11 protein-coding genes and 1 riboswitch are annotated in these 19,704 nt (G+C 40.9%); of the genes, 5 read left to right on the top strand and 6 right to left on the bottom strand.

Annotation, left to right across the window (positions count from 1 at the left end):
• The first annotated feature begins 271 nt into the window (after positions 1–271).
• Positions 272–2,359: a hypothetical protein gene (locus CPS94_RS09840; protein WP_112194113.1), complete on the top strand. Its 2,088-nt coding sequence runs from the start codon at positions 272–274 to the stop codon at positions 2,357–2,359.
• Positions 2,349–2,990 carry an ATP-binding cassette domain-containing protein gene (locus CPS94_RS09835; RefSeq protein WP_112194111.1) on the top strand — a complete coding sequence of 214 codons (642 nt, stop codon included), beginning with the start codon at positions 2,349–2,351 and terminating at the stop codon, positions 2,988–2,990. Before CPS94_RS09840 ends, CPS94_RS09835 begins: the two co-directional genes overlap by 11 nt.
• Positions 2,991–3,073: 83 nt before the next feature.
• Here CPS94_RS09835 and CPS94_RS09830 read toward each other — a convergent pair whose 3' ends face one another.
• Positions 3,074–11,797: a mucin-binding protein gene (locus tag CPS94_RS09830; protein ID WP_162626442.1), complete on the bottom strand. Its 8,724-nt coding sequence runs from the start codon at positions 11,795–11,797 to the stop codon at positions 3,074–3,076.
• A 518-nt stretch (positions 11,798–12,315) separates the two neighbouring features.
• Complete coding sequence (locus tag CPS94_RS09825) at positions 12,316–15,339, bottom strand: GH25 family lysozyme (RefSeq protein ID WP_112194107.1); 3,024 nt, start codon at positions 15,337–15,339, stop codon at positions 12,316–12,318.
• A 144-nt stretch (positions 15,340–15,483) separates the two neighbouring features.
• A riboswitch (PreQ1 riboswitch) is annotated at positions 15,484–15,531 on the top strand.
• A gap of 6 nt (positions 15,532–15,537) precedes the next feature.
• Between CPS94_RS09825 and CPS94_RS09820 the strand changes: the two genes are divergently transcribed.
• The 3 genes from CPS94_RS09820 to CPS94_RS09810 are packed head-to-tail and all read left to right on the top strand — an operon-like array spanning position 15,538 to position 17,032.
• Complete coding sequence (locus CPS94_RS09820; protein WP_056958535.1) at positions 15,538–16,026, top strand: QueT transporter family protein; 489 nt, start codon at positions 15,538–15,540, stop codon at positions 16,024–16,026.
• A gap of 14 nt (positions 16,027–16,040) precedes the next feature.
• Entirely contained in the window at positions 16,041–16,268 is a 228-nt protein-coding gene (locus tag CPS94_RS09815; RefSeq protein ID WP_056958533.1) for a DUF2829 domain-containing protein, read from the top strand.
• Positions 16,268–17,032: a 3-oxoacyl-ACP reductase gene (locus tag CPS94_RS09810; RefSeq protein WP_004050895.1), complete on the top strand. Its 765-nt coding sequence runs from the start codon at positions 16,268–16,270 to the stop codon at positions 17,030–17,032. The genes CPS94_RS09815 and CPS94_RS09810 overlap by 1 nt, the downstream gene beginning before the upstream one ends.
• A 129-nt stretch (positions 17,033–17,161) precedes the next feature.
• Here the strand turns inward: CPS94_RS09810 and CPS94_RS09805 are convergent, their stop codons facing one another.
• The 4 genes from CPS94_RS09805 to CPS94_RS09790 form a co-directional block, all read right to left on the bottom strand.
• A complete protein-coding gene (locus CPS94_RS09805) occupies positions 17,162–18,010 on the bottom strand; it encodes a DegV family protein (protein WP_112194105.1) in 849 nt (282 codons plus the stop codon).
• Positions 18,011–18,091: 81 nt separating this feature from the next.
• Entirely contained in the window at positions 18,092–18,403 is a 312-nt protein-coding gene (trxA, locus tag CPS94_RS09800; RefSeq protein ID WP_112194103.1) for a thioredoxin, read from the bottom strand.
• Positions 18,404–18,424: 21 nt separating this feature from the next.
• Entirely contained in the window at positions 18,425–18,949 is a 525-nt protein-coding gene (locus tag CPS94_RS09795; RefSeq protein WP_112194101.1) for a GNAT family N-acetyltransferase, read from the bottom strand.
• 11 nt (positions 18,950–18,960) lie between these two features.
• The gene (locus tag CPS94_RS09790; RefSeq protein WP_004050899.1) at positions 18,961–19,689 is read right to left on the bottom strand and encodes a TerC family protein; all 729 of its coding nucleotides are present in this window, start codon (positions 19,687–19,689) and stop codon (positions 18,961–18,963) included.
• Positions 19,690–19,704: the final 15 nt, after the last annotated feature.

The raw sequence follows: 19,704 nt of genomic DNA, 5'->3' as shown, positions 1-19,704 counted from the left end.
TACTTTTTTAGCTATATAAATTATATTTTACAAAACAATAACTTTAATGTTATATATTGGTTACGAGCAACTTTTTTTGATTTAGCTTGCTATAATTTGGATACACTGATAGATCACTATTAGCGCACAAACTTATAGGGGGGATCTATTATGAAAGGATCATTCAAATCATTACTCTTTGTTGCAACCGTCTTTTGTTTGTTGTTTTTAACCCCGTTCATGCTGCTAGCGTCGTAGATTTGTTAACACTTGTTTTGTAAGGAATTTTGAGATGAAGAATAAAAAATTATTTTTATTAATTATTTTTATTTTTTGCTTGATCCTCAGTTCTCTTGGAGCATATTTTACCAACTATCAAGCTCAAGCTACTCTAGCATTACAGCAGATCGATACATCGCATCGATTTATTCCGTTTAAGCTTCCATTCACGGCGCATGATAAAAAACAATTCCAACAGATCATTATTAGCCTAAACGAAAGTGCAAACGAGACCAACTTAAACTACATGGAAAAACATTATTATGAGGGCTACCCAATAAAAGACGGAAAGCCTGATTATAATAAATCACTGCAAAAACAAAATTTCTATGTCTACAAGTTAGATCAAACACAATTTTTAGGAAATTTTGGTGCCTTAGGATCTAATAAGCAAAAATATAGTTATACTTATCCTTTACTTAGTGGTTATCAAGTAACGATCCAACCGCTCGCACAAGCACTACACGCAAGAAAAAATTTTGAAGGTGTCTTTTTTCTTGAAACACTCGAGCAAGAAAAATACTCACACTTCATCAAACTACTTGATAAAAAACTAAGTCAGCGCTTCAAAACGCATTACGCATTAAGCGACTATCAAGTGACACAAACAACACAATTGCTTTTACCTTCATTTGAAGTTGATCCTAATTTAAAAACGATCATTAACTATCTGATCGTCTTCATCGTCGTTTCACTGTTAGTCTATTTACTGCTTGAATGGTCAAAACTTCGCTTATATAAGCTCAATGGCCATTCTTTTACCCGTAGTTTCTTAGCAATTGCAATAAAGCCCTTGGGCGTGATCTTACTTGCTTTTAGTTATGATCTTTGGCTGGTGTTTCAAGGGCTAGATTTATCAGAACTACTTTCACAACAACTTTTAGTTTTTGGTCTTGCTTTTAGTGGAGCCTATCTATTGATGCTAGGGATGTATTGCATAAGTTTAGACGAGCTCAAAGAACGCTATTTTTCCAGCATACTTTTTTTATTACTAGGTGGAGCAAAGTTACTTTTACTCGTAACACTGATAAATTCACTTGCTCCAGTTGGTAATATAGTCATTGATAGTTACGAGCTTTTAAAGCAAGATACAAACCCTAAACTAAAAGACTATGCAGAAATTTTTCCCAGTGTGATCGGTAGCGATGCTGTCAATAGTTTCGATAACTACGAAGATCTAAAAAATATTTACAAACTAGCGGATAAACAAGGTGCTTTATTATTTGATGACACAGGTTCAAGTTATATCCAACCACCTGATGTACCACGTGAACTCGCTGATATCAGCATAAACATCAATTACTTAAAAGCTTATCCGTTATATGATGTGAATAACAAAAAAATTAAGCTTGATCCTAGAAGTAAGCAAACGATCTTAGTTTTTCCGATCACCAAGAAAAATTTAGTTGCTAAACGCCTGCAACAAGAAAGAAATATCTCTAAAATTTCACGAAAGTACGGTGTTAAAGTCATGTATTCTGATCCTAGGTATAATAATAACTTTAAAAATATCGTAACTGGAAAAAATATTGCTAATGAGATAATCCACGTCATTCCCCCAGGAAATATCAGACCCAAGATCAACGATCCGATTCTCAACATTTTGTCTGGTTTTGAACATGATAGGCTCTTATTCGCACTCAAAGGCACTACTTTAGCTAAATTAAAACAACAATGGGATCCGATCTTGACCAAATATAATCTAAGTGATAATGCTCCCCAGTTTATTCGCTATGATCATGGTGCTAGTGAGCGGTTAAAAATAGAGCTGGGAGACATCTTTGCTTATTCATCTAGCCAAGGTCTCTTATTGTTGACGATCATTTCTCTTAGTTTTTATTGTTTGCTCAGTTTCTTTAACAAAAATGTCTATAACATCGGTCTGAAAAATACATTAGGTTACTCGCGTCTTAGAAATTACTGGCCTTACTGGTGTTTTTTACTCTTTCAATATAGTCTGACACCACTTTTTTATACTGATGTATATCTATCAAAGACGATCTATTTTACACTTGATGGCTTATTTTTTGTGCTTGAATTTTTCATCTTAAATCTCTTTATCAGTTACTTAGAAAGTGAGGCTAAAAAAAATGTCAAATGATCTCATCTGTGTAACGGATCTGACTAAAAAATTCAAAAAGAAGTACGTTTTTTCAGATCTTTGTGTAAATTTTCCGAAAAATCAGATCACTGTGATCTACGGTAAAAGTGGTTCTGGTAAATCAACGCTCTTAAAGATCTTAGGTGCGATCGAAAACTATCAAGGTGGTAATGTCTATTTTAATGGGCAAAAGCTTCCCAAAGTTGGGCGCCACAAAGCCACTTTATATCGGCGCAAAAATGTCAGTTTTATCTTTCAAGACTATGGTTTGATCAAAGAAGCTACGATCAAAGCTAATTTAGAACTTGGAGTTGCTTATAGTAAACTCAAACATCGTGAAAAACTCAATAAGATGCAAGCAGCTTTGGCAGAAGTCGGTTTAAATTATTCCTTAAAGACTAAGGTTGCCGTCTTATCTGGTGGTGAACAACAACGGGTCGCTATCGCTCGAGCATTGTTAAAACCTGGTGAACTCATCTTAGCCGATGAACCCACCGGCTCACTTGATCTTGAAAATCGTTCACTCGTCTTTTCCTTGCTCCAAAAGCTAAAGGAAAAGGGTAAAACGATCATTATGGTCAGTCATGATCCATATTTTGAGCAGGTCTGCGATCATATTGTCAGACTTTGATACCTAAATAAAAAGTCGTACAAACTGAACCATCACAGTTTGTACGACTTTTAACTATATTTAGTTGTTATCTAAATTTTTGATCACTCATCTTCTTTTTTACGTTTTTTAGTCGCAAAGCCTAATAAGCCAGCTAAGGTCGTTAACATCACACCAACAAAGGAAGCTTTTTGCGTATCGCTAGCATCACCTGTTTGTGGTAATTGAACCTTACTTTCCATCTTAGTTTGAGTTTCTGATACTTTTTCAGAAATTGGAGCTTGCGTTTCAACGCTCTTTTGGGCCTCAATGCTAGATCTAGTATCATTGTTTTCTTCCAAAGACTCAGTTTGTTTGGACTCAGCTTTAGTTGGGTCGTTTGAGATATCTGGTTTTGTCTCAGGTACTTCATCTAACATATATTGGACGGTTTGAGTCTGATCTGCCATCGTTGGTGTTAGAACACGTTCAGCGATCAATGTTTTATCTGGTGTATAACCTGGGATATCAGGGACTGCACTGGAGGCGATCTTACCATCACCACTCCAAGTCGTTTCTATAGTCTCACCAGTTACGGCATCGATCGTATAGGTCGGAACAAAGGTCTTTTCGATCACACTTGGGGGATAGATCGGCTGTCCTTGTTTTGGACCATTACCGTAAATGTAATTGATCGTGTCGGTTACGACCACTGGTGTACCAACTACTTGTTTTAGTGCATGGGTCAAGTAGACGTAATGCTCTTGTTCAGTGTCTGGGTCTTCATCAAAGTTACCTGATGTTGCCTCTGGTTGGGCACGGTCTAATTTATATCCTGCTTGCGCGTAATCCCACAGCGTATTGGTGTAAGCGGCGCCCGCTTTGCCTGTAAGTGTTTGGAGTTGGTCAGTCAATTCTTTGTTGGCCCCACCATAAACATCAATATAGTGCACTTTGACGGTTTGGTCACCCGCTGTATACGTCACCACTGTGCTAAGATCTTCTGAATCATGCGTGATCGTTTGTCCACTGATCTCGTTTCGATCTGGTGTGTAGCCCTTGACCGTTGGACTTTGGATCACTTCTGTCGTCTGCGCTGGACTCCATACGGTGTTCAAGGTCGCACCAGTTACTGTATCGATCGTGTCAGTCGAAGTAAAGACATATTCTTTAACTTGGTCTTCTGTCACCGGTTGACCTTTCTTTGGCCCGTTGCCGTAAACATAAGTCACCGTTTGCGTCACTGTCTTTGGTGTACCCGTGACTTCTTTTGTCCCGTGAGCTAAATGGAGCACCACATTTTGATCGACTGCGTCGTTATTATCAAAGTTTGCCGGTAAGGCATCTGCACTCACTAAGACGTAACCTTTATCCAAGTAGCTTTGGATGAGCGCTTGGTAGTCAGTTGAAACTTTGTCACCTACGACGCTTTCACTGTCTCCTGTCGCTAAGAGCTCATTATTGGCTAAAACTTTACCGTTGTCGCCATCGTCGATCACCGTATAGGTCAAACGTTGTTCGTTAGCGTCATAGTAAACAATTACAACATTATCCTTTGAACTTGGTGTGATCGTCATTTTTTCAACGACTGGCTGATCACTTGTATATCCGCTGACTGTTGGGCTCGTAACTGCACTAAATTCTGCCGTTTCAGGTGTCCAACTTGGTTCACCGACATTTTCTTTTGTCACTTGATCGACTGTATAGGTCGGTACGAATGTGTGACTATTCACACTATCAGCTGATACCATTTGGCCTGCTTTTGGACCTGTGCGATAGACGTAGTTGATCGTTTGACTGACTGTCACTGGTCTACCGACTACTTGTTTTAGCTCATGGGTCAAGTAGACATAGTACTCTTGTTCAGTGTCTGGGTCTTCATCAAAGTTACCTGATGTTGCCTCTGGTTGGGCACGGTCTAATTTATATCCTGCTTGCGCGTAATCCCACAGCGTATTGGTGTAAACGGCGCCCGCTTTGCCTGTAAGTGTTTGGAGTTGGTCAGTCAATTCTTTGTTGGTCCCACCATAAACATCGATATAGTGCACTTTGACGGTTTGGTCACCCGCTGTATACGTCACCACTGTGCTAAGATCTTCTGAATCATGCGTGATCGTTTGTCCACTGATCTCGTTTCGATCTGGTGTGTAGCCTGCGATCGTTGGACTTTGGATCATTTCTGTCGTCTGCGCTGGACTCCATGCTGTACTCAAGATCGCACCAGTTACTGTATCGATCGTGTCAGTCGAAGTGAATTGATAGTCTTTCGTGTAGGTATCTGCCGCACTTTGACCTTTCTTTGGCCCGTTGCCGTAAACATAAGTCACCGTTTGCGTCACTGTCTTTGGTGTACCCGTGACTTCTTTTGTCCCGTGGGCTAAATGGAGCACCACATTTTGATCGACTGCGTCGTTATTATCAAAGTTTGCCGGTAAGGCATCTGCACTCACTAAGACATAACCCTTATCCAAGTAGCTTTGGATGAGCGCTTGGTAGTCAGTTGAAACTTTGTCACCTACGACGCTTTCACTGTCTCCTGTCGCCAAGAGCTCATTATTGGCTAAAACTTTACCGTTGTCGCCATCGTCGATCACCGTATAGGTCAAACGTTGTTCGTTAGCGTCATAGTAAACAGTTACAACATTATCCTTTGAACTCGGTGTGACCGTCATTTTTTCAACCACTGAACGATCACTTGTATATCCGCTGATCGTTGGGCTCGTAACTGCACTAAATTCTGCCGTTTCGGGTGCCCAACTTGGTTCACCGACGTTTTCTTTTGTCACTTGATCGACTGTATAGGTCGGTACGAATGTGTGACTATTCACACTATCAGCTGATACCATTTGGCCTGCTTTTGGACCTGTGCGATAGACGTAGTTGATCGTTTGACTGACTGTCACTGGTCTACCGACTACTTGTTTTAGCTCATGGGTCAAGTAGACATAGTACTCTTGTTCAGTGTCTGGGTCTTCATCAAAGTTACCTGATGTTGCCTCTGGTTGGGCACGGTCTAATTTATATCCTGCTTGCGCGTAATCCCACAGCGTATTGGTGTAAGCGGCACCCGCTTTGCCTGTAAGTGTTTGGAGTTGGTCAGTCAATTCTTTGTTGGCCCCATCGTAGACATCGATATAGTGTACCTTGACGATTTGGTCACCCGCCGTATAGGTCACCACTGTGCTGAGATCTTCTGAATCATGCGTGATCGTTTGTCCACTGATCTCGTTTCGATCTGGTGTGTAGCCTGCGATCGTTGGACTTTGGATCATTTCTGTCGTCTGCGCTGGACTCCATGCTGTACTCAAGATCGCACCAGTTACTGTATCGATCGTGTCAGTCGAAGTGAATTGATAGTCTTTCGTGTAGGTATCTGCCGCACTTTGGCCTTTCTTTGGTCCGTTACCGTAAACATAAGTTACTGTTTGGGTCACTGTCTTTGGTGCACCTGTGACTTCTTTTGTCCCATGCTTAACATGTACGACTACCAACTGATCAGACGCATCATCCGTATCAAAAACCAACGGAAGCTCGTCTTGACTTACGATAACATAACCTTGTTTTTGTAAGTCTGCGATCTTAGTAGCATACTCTGTTTGGACACTTTCTGGAATATCAGTTTCTGATCCGCCTTGAACCAATAATGTCGTGACTACGATCTCTGTACCTGTTTGATCATCGATAACTTTATAGTTTAACTTTTGAATATTTGGTGTATAGTAAACGACCGTCTGTAATGCTGTTTCTTCTGTGTCATGAGAAACTTGCATTGCCGCAACTTCTGTTTTATCTGCCTTATAACCAGCGATCGTTGGACTCGTCACCACCTCTGTCATTTGTGGTTCGCTCCATTTAGTCTGAATAACTTTATTAGTTACTCGATCCACTGTCTCAGTTGCTGTAAAGCTATATTCTTTAGTATATGTCGGTGCTGCATTTTCTTCTGCATGGACGCCATCTTTATATTTATATGTGACCGTCTGGGTAAGGTCGACCGTCTTTTCTTGTGTCGTTGTTCCATGCTTTAAGTGAACTGTCACGACTTGATCAGTTGTCTCATCTTGATCATAGTTCGGAAGATCTTCTTTACTTACGAGCACATAACCTTGAGCAAGATAATTTTCGATCATGTCGGCATACTTTTGACTCGTTTCTTCACTTGGAGCAGAGCCTGCTAGACCTTGGCCTAATAACTCTTTGTTGACTAAAATCGTACTCGTATACGAACCATCATCATTTAACTGGCCTTGATCGTCAATGATCGTCACGAGTACTTTTTGAATATCTTCCGTATAGACCACACGATAAACTTGAACTTCACTGTCGCTATTTCCCGGGTTATCCGTATTATCGAATCTTAATTTAGCCGCCAAAGCTGCCGCAAAATTATTATAGGTTTTACCATCTGGAGCGATGACCGTATAACGGTAGCCAGCCCGAGCAAACATAGCATCTGATACCAAAGGAGCACCTGCTTGATCGTAAAACATCAAGCCATCTGTCTTACCATCGTGGAAATATGGTGCTGTCGTAGCTTCAGCTTCACTTGTCGGTATCTGCTTACTTGGATCATTACCACTTATGATCACTGCTTTTTGGAAATCAGCTGTATACGTAACGATAAAGTTTTGAGTCACGCTTTGACCATCGATCTTATCATCAAAGATACCTTGCTCTTCTAGTGCCTCCGTTAAGCTATCATACACTTTATTTGTCAAAGGTGTTCCATTTTGGTCGACCACCGTGATCTTATACGTATATCCTGGACGTTTTAGCTGTTCATCAGTCACCGTGAATTTGATCTCATTTGTTCCTGTTGGAGTTGCTTGGGTCATTCCTGCTTGCGGATCACCTGTCGCTTGATCCAATAGTTTACCTTGCAGTGAATTTTCAAAAAGACGCGCTTGATCGACTTGATAGACACGTGTTATGACTGTCGAACCATCAGCTTTGAAAACTGTACTTGAATACTGGTTTTCAACGAACTTATAGCCTGTGATCGTTGGTGGTGTAGGTAAACTTAATGCTTTACCTACATCACCCAACAGATAACTATTTTCTAATTCATATTCTCCAGTTGTTTCATTTAGCGTAGCTTTCCCAACTAGATCAGGATAGCCATTGATCGGAGCGCCTGCTTGATCGACAAATTTTACAGTCGCATAAGTACCATAACTATCTGTTATCGTACCTACGACTAGTGCCTTTTGACCAGCATACCCTCCAACTTGACGTAAAGTGACCTGTTTACCCATATTAGTCTCACTAGTTGGTGAGTAGGCAGCAAGATGATAAATGATCTTATTACCGATGCTCAAAGTTGGTACATCTAACACTAATGCCTTGATCATGCTCCAATCAGTAACTTGGTCGGCAGTCAGTAAAGTGCTTGGTATTGTCTGTCCACTCGTCCAAGTCGTCCCATCAGCAAAAGTCAACGTCCTACCATCATCGCTTAAAACAGCTGCTTGTGTTGCATAATAAAGCGTATGTGCATCATGGAGATGATTGTTCGTCGGATCCAAAGCAAGTTTGCCTGCATCACTGATATTTAGGGTAAAAGCTTGGGCAGCAGCACTAGGATTATTACCATCTACAACACCAGCTTGCGGAAGATTCATGACCGAGATCACGTTGTTCAAAGCTGTCGCTAAGTTATTCACCATCCCAAATTGTAACGTTTGCAATCCTTGTTTTTGCCCATCTTTTTCTAAATAGTCTTTAGCAGGATAATTTGAACCACTATCTGAAAGGCTGTAATTCTTCGTTCCTTGGATAAGCAGTGCTGGTTTGATTTCTTCTGGGGCAACGATCCTAAATTGGATCGTATTTGCACCAGCATCAGTCATCGTCGTCTTAGCGATCGTTCCGTCAGCAAACTGAATCTGGGTCTGTAAGCTAGCTGGTAATTCCGTCTTGCTCGTGTCCCCTCCCAGTTGGATCCAACTTGTATTATTCGTAGCATTCACATTTGCCTTATACACTTGAAGCCCATCAGTCGAAACACCCTTTTTCTTTAAGTCAGCTTCCGTGTAAAGTGCTGGTTCTTTACCAGGCTCGGTATAAGCATACAGATCGACGAGCGTTCGCCCAACATCAAAGCCACTGACTGCATCAGAAACAACTTTTAAATTGAACAAGACTTTCATCTGTGGTTTTAATTCAAAGCCTGTTCCTGTCCAATCTAGGATCACAACTGTCTGTCCATTGATATTTTGTTTTTGAATGATCTTTGGTTCTGGAGTAACAGGGTTTTGATATTTTTTATCATAAGTGACTCGATAGAATTTATCACTTTTTGCAAAATTCGTTAACACTGTCTGTTCAGGCACTGTAAGATATACGATCGGTTCTCTAACAGTCCCGTATTCAACTGTCAACGCATGCCCTGGCAAGTCGGTCGCTGTGCCATTACCTTTACCAACTAAGACCCCGCCAGCATCTAGGTTTGTTCCCTTGCTTGGCGTTGAAACTGAACCCATAGTTTGAAGTCCCATACTAAACTCGTCACCAGGTTTTTTCACATAAGTTTCGCTGCCTTTTGAAGGCCATTCATAGCCTTGAAGTGGTAACGCTTTAGGTTCTGAGACATTTACTTGAAATGCCGTCGTCAAACGTTTATTTTCCGATTCGACTTGGATCTTAGAGCTATACGTTTGCCCAACTTGAGCTTTAGAGTTCAAATACCCTAAAATGTTGATCATTCCAGAATTGATATCATTCAATGCACTAGAACCATTTGTCCCGTTGATCGAATTTTGAAGAGCATTAGCATAATATTTGACATCAGGTGTAACATCGTATGCCGTGATCTTGACACCGGAAGCCAGTTTTTTACCCATCCTAAATTCACCAAAATGATCGATCTGTCCTGTCAATGGATCATAATGTTCACCTGCTTGCAGACGTTGCGTGATCTGTGAACCATCAGATCCCGTAACGACTACTGTATATCCCGTTTGCGCTGGATTATATGACTTAAAGTCAGCGTGATCATTTGTCACATTGTTGATCGGTAAGGTGATCCCTGTTGTGGTGATCTCATCTGGAAACTCAAAATGATATGTTGGCGTAAATTCCGTCAGCCCATTAGCCGTTAAACCGACAGCATATAAAACCGGAGCTGATTTATCACCATTATCCAAGATCGGACGCTCAACTGGATCGATTTTTTGATCACTTACGCTTGTGCCACTATTTTTAACACTATTATAGTCAGAAACAAGCACCACATCGCGGTTACTATTTTGTTCACTGTTGGAATAGTGGATGATCAAACCAAAGTTTTCATGCACGCTTGGATCATCTTTTGCCAATACATTCTGGTCAAAACCTTTCGCTTCTGGGGATAAGCCACTTGGATCAAGGGCTTCATCGGTATCGATATTTACCGTCCCAAAATACTTTCTTTGGCCATCACCAAGATCGACCCAGCCAGATGGTGCTTCACTTTTGCCAGTCGTCTGTGTACTCGTGTAATGCCCGATAAAGGAAAGTTTAGCACTTGTCGTAGTAAAGACGATCGGTTTTGTTGCGGTCAAGATGATCGGTGTCCCTTCACCACCGGGCTGTGTTACTTGTAAATTTCCGTTTAGATACGGATCACTTGTATGCATCAAATACTTGTTAGTTTCAGCCACATCTAACACAAAATGCTCTGGGACTGGGACTTTTACTTGCGCAAGGCCCCTGACAGTCGTTGGAACATTGGCAACGACATTACCGTCCAAGATCTCCACTTGATAGAGATAGTTAGTATCAGTCGTCACATTAGTCGTCGTATTTTCTTTATAGGCATCGGCCTTAGTCTCAACTTTAGCTCCTGCTGGTAACAAACGCTTATCTAACGTTATCTTGACATTTGTGCTGGTAGGTGCTGGAACATCATTGATCAAAAAGCTGATCTGATAGTTATCACCACTGACGGTCATCCCATCGCCTGCAACACTCCCCAAATACGGTGGATAAGTTTCAGCACCGTTTTGGATCACTTCAGCAAAGAAATTGACTGGTTTTATCGTTTGTTTGACCGTCACATTTGTATTATCTGCCACATTTGTGATCGTCCAAGTATACTTATAACTTCCATCACCTAGCGCTGTCTTTTGGGGAGAACCAGTAGCATCTATATTGCTTGCAGCTTCTAAGATCCCACCTTTAGTCGCATTAGGTTTTACGATCATACTGAAGGTATCACCATTTTGCCCGGTATACTCGACTGTCATCGATAAACGCCCACGGTTAGGGCTTGTATTGTCTGTTGTAAACGTATATTCAGTCGAACCATCCGCAGCAGTCGTCTTATCTAAGATCCCACTATTTTCTTGTGAAACTGAAGTTAAATGGATAACTTTTTCCTCAGCTTGTGTATTTTCATCAGATACAGCTGCCACACTTCTAAAGCTACTTGTGGATGCCACAGCCTGTGTTTGTGTCGCCTCACTTGGCTGTTCTGTTTGTGTATTCGTTGTTTTGTCTTCTTTTGTTTGAACACTTTCGGGCTCTATTTTAGCTACAGAATCTCCAGTCACTTCATTTGTTTCATCTGTTGCTGTTGTTTCTTTTTCTACACTTGTTTGGTCTGTGTCCAGCGTCTCTTGTGCTGTTTGATCTGTTGTTGGCGAGCCTGGTAGCGTCTTGTCATCAGTTTGGATAGTTCCCTGCGCTGTAGTTGACTCTCCTAAAGTCAAAGTCGTTACTTCATCGGCTAAAACAGGTACCTGCAACAATACAGCTGAACTAAACATCGTTATTCCAGCTATGACCCAAGTTTTTTTGCGCTTATATAACTTATAGTGTCGTTTTTCTTCAGATATATATTTTGCCAAACGCATTTTGTTTTTTCGCACAATGATCACCCCCCTCATCTTTTCTATGTTAAACTGTCTTAAAAAGTTAAATTTTTTCAAAGTAAATAATCTAAGTTATTAAAAATATTAAATTTTTTTATTATCTGTATTCATACTATAAAGCCAATTTATCTTTTTTTCAACATTTATACCCTCTACTTTAATCTTTACTAACTGCACTAATAAATCGATTACATTGTGCGCAAGAAATACGACTATTTTTAACAACTTCCACCTTTAATATAATTAGAGTCTGACTAGAGAAACTGAGTTATAATATCTAAAAAAGGGTGTACACTTTCGGTTGAATGGAAATTCCATACCAGTTTTTTTGCACATAAAAAACACTCCCCACGATTTCTGTAGGAAGTGCTATACGAAGTTGTCGATATCAATTAACGGATACTCAGAAATTTTATTTGTTTCTGTGTCCACTCTAGAAGGAGCATATCAGTTTAGCCTGTTTTTTCTCCGCCATTATTTCTAGCTCTATGATCTACTAAAACTATATTACCTAATTAGACTCTCACAGCTGGAAACCAAATATCGGTGTAAGTGCCATCACCTTTTAGATCATCGGTATAGCGTGTTATTACTTGCAAGCTATGACCTTTAAGGATATTTTTGCCCAAATTCAATTTAACATCACTAAAACCACTATTTCCTGCATTATATGTCCCTCCAGCGTAACTATGCAAGACATCTGGCCGTGATACTGGCGTGTACTTAGCACGTCCTAATTCTTTACGTGCTGTTTGATCATAGATAATGATAAAAGCATACGGTTTAGTCGTCGCTTTATCAGTAGCATGCCAGCCACTCACATGCGCCACATTATTTCCATCGATATAGAACTTATCTAAATATCCATCATTACGCTCAAAATTGCGATTATTAGACGTAATTTTAGTTGTACAGCTATTAGTAGTATAGTTAGCAACTAACGTAATGTTAGAGATGTCCAAGCCTGCGACCGGAATATAGACATCAAAACCACTCGTTGTCGCATTCTTATAGCTAGCATAACCATTTTTAGCAACATCCGGGCGTAGATCTGGCGTATAAGTGACACTGCGTAAGACCCGACCTGTCTTGGTATCGATCACTTCAATATTCGCTACGGTATTTGCAGAAACACGATCAGAAGCATGCCAACCACGAACGTGTAACTTGTCGTTTACCAATCTCACTTCATCAAAGAAACCAGTATCACGTTTAGCGACCACGATCGGACGACTCCAAGCATCGGTCCGATTTCCTTCACCATTAGTTACATCAGAGTAGCGAGCAACGACTTGTAATTCATGTTCAGTAATATCCGCATTGCCTAATGAGATCACCGTATCAAAGCCACTCTTACCCGCCTGATAGATCCCACCAGCAAAACTATTAGCCACATCATTACGGTCTAATGCTGTATAGCTGACCCGTGCCAATTCACGTCCAGCTGTTTTATCAAAGACGATCAAGAACGTATGTGGCCGCGTCGTTGCTCTATCAGCTGCATGCCAACCACTCACATGTAATTGATTACCATTTCTGATCGAAATATCATCAAAGTAATTAGCTTCGTGGTCAAAATGGTAGTCTCTTGAGCTCAAAGCTGCGATCGAACCATACTTAGCAACAACTTTGATGTTAGAGATATCTAACCCATTCAATGGAATATAGACATCAAAGCCACTATTAGCAGCATTTTTATAGCTAGCATAACCATTTTTCACTACATCTGGGCGAGCAACTGCAGAATAATTTACCGTCCGCAAAACACGTCCTGTTTGGTTATCAATGATCTGCAAACTTGAGGTCACCCCGTTTAGGTCGCGATCAGTTGCATGCCAACCACTCACATGCAATTGATCTCCGACGACCTTGACTTCATCAAAATTGCCGACTTCATTTTTCAATAAGACATAGCCTTTGCTCCACATATCTGTATGATTACCTTCGCCATTAGCTGCATCTGAATAACGCGCGATAAATTGTAATTCATGCCCTGAAATATCGATCCCAGCCAAAGAAAAGTTGACATTAAAGCCACTATTTGCGGCATTATAGATATTTTTGGCATAGCTATTAGCTACATCTTGTCGATACGTTGGGGTATATGCGACCCGTCCCAATTCTTTGCCAGCTGACTTATCATAAACGATCACATAAGCATGACCACGTGAAGCGGATAGATCAGCTGCATGCCAACCACGAATATTTATACCGTTACCATTCAACGTTATCTCATCAAAGTTACCTGCTTCTTGATTTTTGACAGGAGTCGTCAACAAGCCTGTAAAGTCGTGCGAAACATCTAATGACCCCATGGATTCTCGCCCTGGAATATATGCTGTTGAAGCAAATTGCCAAGCACCGTAACCAGCATTACGCCACTGTTGTTCATAATGCCCCCCACGGGCTGGAGTATATGGATATTGGGCGATCCATGTTCTATCACGTCCGACGGTTGCGATCACTGCATCACGATAAAGATAACTACCACCAGTATAAACTGCATGGTTAGTAAAACCATTGGCTGACAAAGCGCTCCAAAAACGATTCAAGTTGGCTTGTGCATTCACACTATATGTACTCTCGTCTTCCATGTCTGCAAAGATCAAGGTATCCTTGCTCAAGCCAAAGTTTTGCATCGTATTGGCTGCATGTTGCCCTTCAGCATGACCTGCACTTGTGTTATCAAAGGTCGCATAGTGGTAGACAGCGACATTTAAACCAGCCTTACGGGCATATTCGATCTGCTTACTTGCTGCAGGGTTAACATACCCTGTACCCTGAGTAATTTTAACGATCGCAGTTTTGACACCCAGTTGTTTTAATTTATTAAAGTCAGCTTGTGTCAACCACGATTGATAAGAAGCAAGATCGACAGCATCGGCACGCGTATAATTGCTATCACCGATATTAAAGTGATCTGGGGTCAGAGTTGCTGCAAGTGAAACAGCTACATTATTAGCCACATTTTGTGTAAAAGCAGCTGTTTGGACCGTAAAAGTATTTTTTGTTGCTGTTTCTTGCATTGCTGTTACTTCATTTGAAGCCGTCGGTTGTGTTGTTTGTTGTGTTTCTTGTTTATCAGCCTCAACTGTAGTCTGTGCTTTATCTGTCAGCTGTGTAGTTACATTTTCTTGCTTATTAGTTTCTGTTTCAGTTGGTTCAGCCTTGGCCTCAACTGTTTGTGTAGTGTCAGTTACTTTACTCTCCTCAGTATCTTGGAGTTGCATATTTTCTGTTGCAGTAGTTGTAACTGTAGTGTCATTTTCTGTTTGACCCTCGTTTTCAGCAGCTGTTTTTTGCGAGCTATTTTCTGTGTTCAGGGTTAGCTTCGTCTTTTCTTCAGTAGTAGCTTGCGTTGTTTCTACTGTCTGTTGTTGAACTTGCGTAGTCGTTTCTGTTTGGTCAGCTTTAGCGACTTGTGTAGTGTACATCCCCGTTGAAAAAGCCATCATTGTTACACTCGAAGCTAATAAAAAACGTTTTTTATTGGCTTTACGATAATGTGATAAGGCCCTTTTTTTTCTCCTGTAATCCATCCTTAACTTCCTTTCACAATAAAACCATTGCACTAAAAATAAAAGTAATACTATATTAATGCCCAATATGTTTTTATTATAGCAGTCATTTTACTTTTTCCATATAATATAATTGCTTTTCATGAAAAAAATTCTTATACTAATACATTGGTGGTTCGCAACCATCCCACCGTAATAAAAAACTAGGAGAGACATTTTATGACCAAAACACATACTCGGACCGTCCAGCTGGCTAAGGCTGGGATGGTCGCAGCTTTATATGTTGCCTTTACTTTGATCAACCCCTTGAGCTTTGGTGCTGTTCAACTGCGCTTTTCAGAATTGTTCAATAATTTGAGCGTTTTTAACAAGCGTTATATTTGGGCGGTAACTTTAGGCTGTGCGCTCGCCAATCTTCAATCACCCCTAGGGATCATTGATGTGATCTTTGGTACTTTGGGAACTTTGGTGATGACTAGCCTTAGCTATTGGGCAACACGCAATATCAGATCAGTGCCCCTTAAGTTGACCATCTGTGTCATTATATGCTCACTGATGTCTTGGAGCGTTGCTTTAGAATTACACTATGTAAGTGACTTACCATTTTGGGCAACTTATCTTTCTGTCGGGATCGGCGAATTTATTTCGATGACTCTCGGGGCAGTTTTAGTCTATTTCTTAAGCCAAACAATTGATCTAACAAAATAACGAGGTATTTTTAAATGACATTTGAAGAAATTTTACCGGCTTTAAAAGCAGGCCAAAAAGCCGTCCGGACCGTTGGTTGGGGCGGCAGTGAAGAATATATCTTTGTGGTTAAGGATGATACTTTAAACGGTGAAAAGATCAACCCTTATCTCATGATCAAAACTAAAGAAGAACCATCCCTTTCACAATTCATGCCGACTTCATGCGATGTTTTAGCAACTGACTGGGAATTGGTAGACTAATGACAAATTATCCTCAATTAGCTGGACAAGTCGTCGTTGGAACTGGCGTAGCTTCTGGGATCGGCTTAGCTCAAGCACGAGCTTTTTTAGCACAAGGGGTGACCTTTTTTGGGACCGATCTAGTTGAAAATACTGAGCTTATTGCCCTTAAGCAAGCTTATCCGACTAACTTTTATTTCTATCCCTGTGATGTGCGTAAAAGTTCTGATATCAAACAGTTAGCCACCTTTATCTTAGCGCATACCACTCAAGTAGATATCTTACTCAATACGGCTGGGATCTTAGATGCTTATACACCTAGTCTAGAAACGACCGAAGCACTTTGGGATAACATCTTTGATACGAATCTAAAGAGCATCTTTTTGTTGACCAATGCGCTCTTACCGACGATGTTAGCTCAAAAACATGGTGTGATCGTCAATATGGCTTCGATCGCAGGTTTGATCGCAGGTGGAGGCGGAGCAGCTTACACCGCCAGCAAGCATGCGATCATCGGCTATACCAAACAATTAGCTTTTGACTACGCCGCCAAAGGTATTCGGGTCAACTGTATTGCTCCTGGAGCGATCAAGACCCCAATGAATCAAGCCGATTTTTTAGGTGATGCCATGATGGCAAAAGAAGTCGCCCAAAACACTCCCGCTAAACGTTGGGCTGATCCCAGTGAAGTGGCTGAACTGAGCCTCTTTTTAGCCAGTCCAGTCGCCGATTATATCCACGGCTCAGTCATGCAGATCGATGGTGGCTGGAGCGTTGGTAAATAACTTTTAAGTCCCTCAGTGTCAGGGACTTTTTTCTTAGCAAAATATCTCTCTAAGCTAAACTGCCAGACAAATAAGGGCCCACCACGATATGCTCTATCGTGATGGGCCCTTGTTATATACCTTGTTTCATTAAGCATAGATCCAACTGACTAAAAGGCTCTTTTCACCCACATGCGCTCTGATCGATGGTTTGAGCCGAGCGATCTCAAGTTTTGTTTCTGGGAGATCTGTTTGAAATTTTTGCAACCACTTATTGGCTGTCTCAGCTGAAGCTTCATCACACATCAACATGAGATCAGTCACTACTTGGCCACTACTATTGATCTGTTCGAGCACCTTATGATAAGCCTTTTTCATCCGAACACTCGTATCTAAGACCGCTAATTTGCCATCATCTGTAAATTCCAGTAGCGTCTTTAAGTGTAATAAAGCATTACCAACGACTGGCGTCCCATTTGAGACATAACCTGTCTTACGTAGATTACGAATATCATCGATCACAATGGTCTGCGTCTTATCACGCATCACACTTAACTTAGCTAAGATCTGGGCGACATCTTCATTTGCCTTGACTAGTTTAGCAGCCTGACGCACTAATTTTGCCTGAGCCAGCCCTGTTGTATGTGAATCAAACAAATGCACATTTAAAGCTCGTGCTTCAGCTTTAGCATAAGTGCGCAAATTTTCATCTAAAGCATTGATCCCGTTGGCTAAATAGATGCAGATCACGTCAGTATAGCCAGCATCAGCTAAGGTCTGCATCTGTTGGGCAAGCGTTTTGCGCGAGACTGAAGCAATATTTAGGGTTTCTTTAGAGTCATTCACTAGGTCAAAAAGTTCACCATCACGGAGATCTTGGCCTTCATAATACACCTTTTGTCCCAAAAGTAACGGTAGAGCTAATATTTTTATATCTAAATTCGCGGCAGCATCAGCATCGATCACAGCTGAGCTATCCGTTAAAATCGCTATTTTCATTTTATTAAGACACCTATTGTAAAAAGTAATTACTATTATTCTATCACAAAAGAGGCTACAAGTTTTTGCAGCCTCTTTTGTCTAACTATATTGTTCGAGCTTACTGGTCAAATATTGATGCATATCCGCCAAATGCTTATAACCCGTCAATTTTTCTTTTGCAACTCCATCGACGAATAATAGCATCGTTGGAATACTCATCACATTATTGGCCACAGCCAGATCTTGGTCTTGTTGGACATCGACTTTGACAAATTTGATCTGTTCACCAAATTCCTGCTCCAAAGTCTTTAATACCGGCTCAAGTAACTTACAAGGGCCACACCAGTCGGCATAAAAATCAACTAAGACCAAACCTTGTGCCGTTTTTTGTGCAAATGTTTCCGAGTTCAAATCATCACCTCAAATACCTAATTATAACTCGATCCCTCGAAGAACGACTTGGATATCACGGCCTAGTTTAGGGTCATATACCCAAGTCACCATTCCTTGTTCAAACCCTAAGGCATTCAAAAAGCCTTGTGCATTTACATCTGATAAGGCTGATGAAGTCAGTAACTCTTTGTAACCTTCACGCTTCAACGCTGCTTTAAGTGCCGTCAAAACTTTAGTAGCATAATGCTGCCGTAGCTTTGTCTTTTCGGTCATCACTAGTCCCAACCAGGCACAATTAGCTTTGGGATGATCTAACACTAGATCTACTAACACCACTAACTCATCTTTAACATAAAAGCCCAGATAAAACTTTTGCTCTGGTAAAGCTTTTGGGGGCAATGCTTCTAACTCAGCTAAAACATCTTCTTTAGTCACTTGATCTGTTTGATAATGCTGATGGTATTCTAAATGTTTAGCTTGTAAAGCCAAGATCTCATCTACATCAGCTGAGGTCAAGCGTTTGACTGTATACGGCAATAAAAAATCTAACCGCTGTAATAACATGTAACTTCCTCTTAATTTCTAACTTTATGCACGATCAAAGTCACCACGACCGAGGCCAAGACTACGATCCCAAAGGCCGCAGCCGGGATCTCGATATCGATCATTGGGATCGTTAAGAATAATTTGATCGCGATCAGCCCGATCAAAAAGTATGCCATGACTTCTAATTCCGGTACGATATCGATCAGGCGCATGATAACTTCTGCGATCCCCCGCATACATAAGATCCCGATCAAGCCACCGATCAAGACGATAACTGGATTAGGTGAGATCGCTAACGAAGCTAAGATCGAGTCGATCGAAAAGACGATATCCATCAATTCGATCGAGATCACGACCGACCAAAACAAGGGTAAGATCGGTTTTTTGTTTTTACCTTTTTTCCGCTTAGCGCGCTCTGGATACTTCATCCGATAAAAGTGGTTGAGCGATAGATACATCAGATAACCTGCCCCCAGCACTTTGATCTCCCAGAAGTGGATCAGATAAGATCCGACCCCGATCAAGGCGAAACGGAAGATATAAGCGCCCCAAAGACCATAGAAAAGTGATTTTTCTTGTTGTTTTTTATCAGGTAGTTTTTGGGTCTGGGCTGCTAACACGATCGCATTATCGACGGACAATAGACATTCGATCAAAACTAAGGAGAAGATGATCATCCAGTCTTCACCAGATTCGATCACTGTCTTCCAGTTGTTTACATCAAAAAAAGGACCATATAATTTAGTTAAGATATCCACTTTTTCTCTTCGCTT

It is taken from the genome of Ligilactobacillus murinus (genome assembly GCF_003288115.1).
GTDB lineage: Bacteria > Bacillota > Bacilli > Lactobacillales > Lactobacillaceae > Ligilactobacillus > Ligilactobacillus murinus.
Note: the sequence above shows the minus strand (reverse complement) of the source record. Positions and strands in the feature narration are given on the sequence as shown.